Here is a 4,365-nt window from a genome sequence, read left to right as displayed (position 1 = left end):
GAGACAGGCCTCGGCCTCCAAACAAGCGAGCCGCAGCGCCGCCGACCGCGCGGCGAGCGGCCGCACGGCCCGGGCGGCCCACCGCACGAGGAACGGGCCGACCGCGACCAGCACCGCGAAGACCAGCGTCCCGCTCAGCGCCGCGAGCGCGAGGCCCGTCAGCTGGTCGGTGCGCGCGACGGGGACCGCGACGGCCCCGGTGGCGACGGCCGTCAGCGTGAGCGCCCCGGCCGTCACCAGGCGCGCGCCGACGCGCACGGGTCGGGCGTCGGACGAGCGTGCCGCCCCGAGCGCCACGACGGGTGCCGTGCGACCGGCCGCCCGCGCCGAGGGCAGCGCCGCGGTGACGGTCGCGACGACCGACAGGGCGACGCACGCGACGAGCCCGCCGGGCGCGGCGACGAACGGCGCGGACACCAGGTCCGCGGCACGCGCCGCCGCGACGAGCCCGGCGGCGACCCCCAGCCCGGCGCCCGTCCCGACCAGGCCCCCGAGCAGGCCGACGCACGCGGCCTCGGCGAGCACCGAGCGGTGCACCTGGCGACGCGTCGCGCCGACGCACCGCAGCAGCGCGAGCTCCGCGGCGCGCCGCGCCAGCACGATCCGGAACGTCGAGGACACGATCACCACGGCCGACACCACGGCCAGCGCGACGAACACCGACAGCCCGCCGAGCACGCCCGCGAGCGTGTCGCCCACCGACCGGGCCTCCCGGTCGCGCTGCTCGGGGCCGCTCGTGACGGCGGCGTCCCCGGCGACGGCCCGCACCGCGGCGAGGTCCACGTCCCCGACGACGAACATCTGCACGGGCGGCATGCCGCCGATCGTGACCGCGTCGGACGGGTGCACGAGCCCGACGTCCTGCCCGAACTCCCGCACGGGCCCGACTCCCACCACGACGAGCTCGTGCCCGCCCGCCACGACCGTGTCCCCGACGTCGACGCCGACGCGCTCGGCGGTGCGCCGCCCCAGCACGATCCCGCCGGGCTCGAGCGGGCCGACGTCGGGGGCGTCGCGCAGCGCGCTCAGCGGTCCGCCGCCCGGGTCCCTCGTGAGCTTCCAGGTGGTGGTGACGCCGCCCGCCTCGACCTCGACGTCCCCGAGGTGCTCGACCGCGACGTCCACGACGCCGGGCAGCGCGCGCACGCGCTCGGCGACCTCGAGCGCGGCGCCCGGCGCGACGTCGCCGCGGGGGACGACCACCACGTCGGCCGCGGGCGGGGTGACCATGCCGAACGCGACGAGCGCGACGCGCGCGTTGGCCGCGACCAGCAGGGCGACCGCGGCGAACGCGGTCGCGGCCGTGATCGCGACGCCGACGAGCAGCGCCTGCCGCGGGCGCCGCAGGACGCTGCGCAGCGCGGTCCGGGCGACGATCACGCGCCGACCCCCGCGGGTGCGGCGAGCTCGCCGAGGCGCTCGAGGACGGTGCGGCGCGTCGGCCGGTCGACCCGCCCGGCGGCGCGGCCGTCGCGCAGCAGCACGACCTCGTCGGTGACGGCCGCCGCCGACGGGTCGTGCGTGACCATGACGACCGTCTGACCGAACTCGTCGACGCACGCGCGCAGCAGCGCCAGCAGCGCGGCGCCCGACTCGCTGTCGAGGGCGCCCGTCGGCTCGTCGGCCACGACGAGGTCCGGCCGGCCCAGCAGCGCCCGCACGACCGCGACGCGCTGCCGCTGCCCGCCCGACAGCTGCGACGGCAGGTGGCGCAGCCGGTCCGCGACACCGAGCCGCTCGACGAGCTCGCGCCGCCACGCGCGGTCCGTGCGGCGGCCGGCCAGCGAGGCCGCGAGGTCGATGTTCTCGCCCGCCGTCAGGTGCGGCAGCAGGTTGCCGTCCTGGAAGACGAACCCCAGGCGGTCGCGCCGGATCGCGGTGAGCGCCGCGTCGTCGAGCGTGCCCAGGTCCGTGCCGCCCAGCAGCATCTGCCCGGACGTCGCCCGGTCCAGCCCGGCAAGGCAGTGCAGCAACGTCGACTTGCCCGACCCCGAGGCGCCCATGACCGCGGTGAACCGACGCTCGACCAGGTCGACGCTCAGGCCGTCCAGCGCGCGCACCCGGCTCGAACCCGTGCCGTACTCGCGCACGAGGTCGACCGCGCGGGCGGCGAGGCCGGGTCCGGCCGCGGTCGGAAGGGGCGGGGCGACGGGAGGCTGGCTCATGCGTCCAGCCTGGTCAACGCCCTGACCCACGGGAATCGACCGGGCGGACGGTCCGGGTCGGTCACCCTCGGTCGAAGGGACGATCTTCCGGAGCGCTCGCGGAGCCCGGGTGTGGTGATCCGTAGGGTGGACGCGTGCCGGACCCCGACGACCGACGACCGCCCCGTGCGACGTGGCTGCGGTCCCGCGCCGCGACGACGGTGCTCGAGCTCGTCGCGCTCGCGGGCCTGCTCGTCGTCGACCTCGAGCTGGGTGCGCGCCTCGCACCGGGCACGCCCGGTGGCGCGGACGTCGCCGGCGCGCTGGTCACCGCGCTCGTCGCGGTGGTCGTGGCCGTCGTGGCGCTCGTGCGGCGTCGGCTGCCGTGGTGGCTCGCGACCGGCGGGGTGCTCGCCGTCTCGACGGTCGGGTCGCTCGTGTGCGCCGTCGTCGGCAGCCCCTCCCCGTCGCTCACCGAGGCCGCCGCGCTCGTCGTCGTCACCGCGTCCGGGGTGCGCGCCGCGCCGACGTCGCGGGCGGCAACGGGCACCGCGGCGGCCGCGCTGGTCGCCGTGGTCGGGGGTGTCGTGCTGCGGATCGGCCCGCAGGCGACGGGCATGCTGCTCGCGGTGCTCGTCTGGGGCTGCGCCGTCGTCGCCGGTGTCACGGGCCGCGCCGTCCGCACGCGCCGCGCGTCGGCGCTCGACCAGGCACGCCGGGCCGAGCGCACCGAGCTCGCGCGCGAGCTGCACGACGTCGTCGCGCACCAGGTCACCGGGATCGTCGTGCAGGCGCAGGCGGCCATCGCCGTGGCCCGCACCGATCCCGCACGCGCGACGCAGGCGTTCGAGGCGATCGAGGCGGCCGGTGCCGAGGCCCTGGCGGGCATGCGGCGCATGGTCGGCGCGATCCGGGAGGACGCCGAGCCCGACGCCCCGGTCACCGTGCGGTACGACCTGGCCGACATCGCACCGCTGGTCGACCGGTTCGACGCCGGCCGGGGCCGCACCACGTCGCGGGTCGACGTCCCGGACGCACCCCTCGCGCCCGGCGTCGGCGAGTCGGCCTACCGCATCGTCCGCGAGGCCCTCACCAACGTGCGCCGTCACGCGGTCGACCCCAGCACGCACGTCACCGTGCGCGTCGTCGACGACGCGCTGCGGCTCGAGGTCGGGAACGACGGCGTGCGGCGGGGCTCGGCGCACCGTGGCTCCGGCGGGTTCGGGCTCATCGGCATGGCCGAACGGGTCGCGGCGCTCGGCGGCACGCTGCACGCCGGCGCCGACGAGGCCGACACGTGGGTCGTGCGCGTCGAGATCCCCGCGGCGGTGGCCCGGTGATCGGCGTCGTCGTGGCCGACGACCAGGCGATGGTCCGCGCCGGGTTCCGCATGGTCCTCGAGGCCGAGGGGGACATCGCCGTGCTGGCCGATGTCGGCACCGGGCAGGACGCCGTGGCCGCCGCGCAGCGCCTGCGTCCCGACGTCGTGCTCATGGACGTCCGCATGCCCGGCATGAACGGGCTCGACGCCACACGGCAGGTCACCGGGCTCCCGGACGCGCCCCGCGTCGTCGTCGTCACGACGTTCGACACCGACGAGTACCTGCGCTCCGCGCTCGCGGCCGGCGCGTCGGGGTTCCTGCTCAAGGACGCCGGGCCGCGGCTGCTCGTCGAGGCCGTGCGCGCCGCGGCCGACGGCGACGCGCTGGTCTCGCCGTCGGTGACCGTGCGGCTGCTCGGCGAGCTCGCGGCGGGCGCGGCGCCGTCCGCGGCCGAGCACGACCTCACGGACCGTGAGCTGGAGATCGTCGCGGCGATCGCACGCGGCGGCACCAACGAGGAGATCGCCGCCGACCTCTTCGTGTCGCTGTCGACCGTCAAGACGCACGCCCGGAACATCAGCGTGAAGCTCGGTGCGCGCAACCGCGTCGAGATCGCGGCCTGGGCGTGGCGGAGCCGGCTCGTGAGGTGACCTGGATCAGGGGCGGTCGCGGCCGCCCTAGGCTGCTCGCCGTGAGCAGCGATCAGGCGTCGTCCCGGTACTCGATGGCGTTCCTCCCGCTCGGCGGGCCGGACGACGGCGTGCTCGGGTGGCTCGTCATCCGCGACATGCACGGCCACGTGCCCGTGCGTGCGTTCGCCGCCGGCGACGAGGCGGAGGCGACGCGTCTCGTGGAGCGCGCCGGCGCCGATCTGCGCGGTTCGGTCGTCGAGTTCGAGC

At 77.5% G+C, this 4,365-nt stretch carries 5 protein-coding genes; 3 read left to right on the top strand and 2 right to left on the bottom strand.

Annotated features, from left to right (window positions below):
- Positions 1–1,380: FtsX-like permease family protein (locus J7523_RS19905; RefSeq protein WP_291890463.1), on the bottom strand; the 1,380-nt coding region annotated here is incomplete at its 3' end.
- The gene (locus tag J7523_RS19900; RefSeq protein WP_291890461.1) at positions 1,377–2,165 is read right to left on the bottom strand and encodes an ABC transporter ATP-binding protein; all 789 of its coding nucleotides are present in this window, start codon (positions 2,163–2,165) and stop codon (positions 1,377–1,379) included. The genes J7523_RS19905 and J7523_RS19900, both read right to left, overlap by 4 nt.
- A 134-nt stretch (positions 2,166–2,299) precedes the next feature.
- Between J7523_RS19900 and J7523_RS19895 the strand changes: the two genes are divergently transcribed.
- The 3 genes from J7523_RS19895 to J7523_RS19885 all read left to right on the top strand — a co-directional run.
- Positions 2,300–3,484, top strand: coding sequence for a histidine kinase (locus tag J7523_RS19895; RefSeq protein WP_291890459.1), 1,185 nt, complete (start codon positions 2,300–2,302; stop codon positions 3,482–3,484).
- Complete coding sequence (locus tag J7523_RS19890) at positions 3,481–4,116, top strand: response regulator transcription factor (RefSeq protein WP_291890458.1); 636 nt, start codon at positions 3,481–3,483, stop codon at positions 4,114–4,116. Before J7523_RS19895 ends, J7523_RS19890 begins: the two co-directional genes overlap by 4 nt.
- Before the next feature lie 41 nt (positions 4,117–4,157).
- Positions 4,158–4,365: hypothetical protein (locus J7523_RS19885; RefSeq protein WP_291890457.1), on the top strand; the 208-nt coding region annotated here is incomplete at its 3' end.

Origin of the sequence: Cellulomonas sp. (assembly GCF_017744555.1) — a bacterium.
Taxonomy (GTDB): domain Bacteria; phylum Actinomycetota; class Actinomycetes; order Actinomycetales; family Cellulomonadaceae; genus Cellulomonas.
The sequence above is the reverse complement of the archived record's forward strand: the minus strand, read 5'-3'. Positions and strand labels throughout refer to the sequence as shown.

Bases quoted from the DNA above. Each gene is read 5' to 3' on its own strand.
- J7523_RS19900 (WP_291890461.1), bottom strand. From the start codon at position 2,165: ATGAGCCAGCCTCCCGTCGCCCCGCCCCTTCCGACCGCGGCCGGACCC.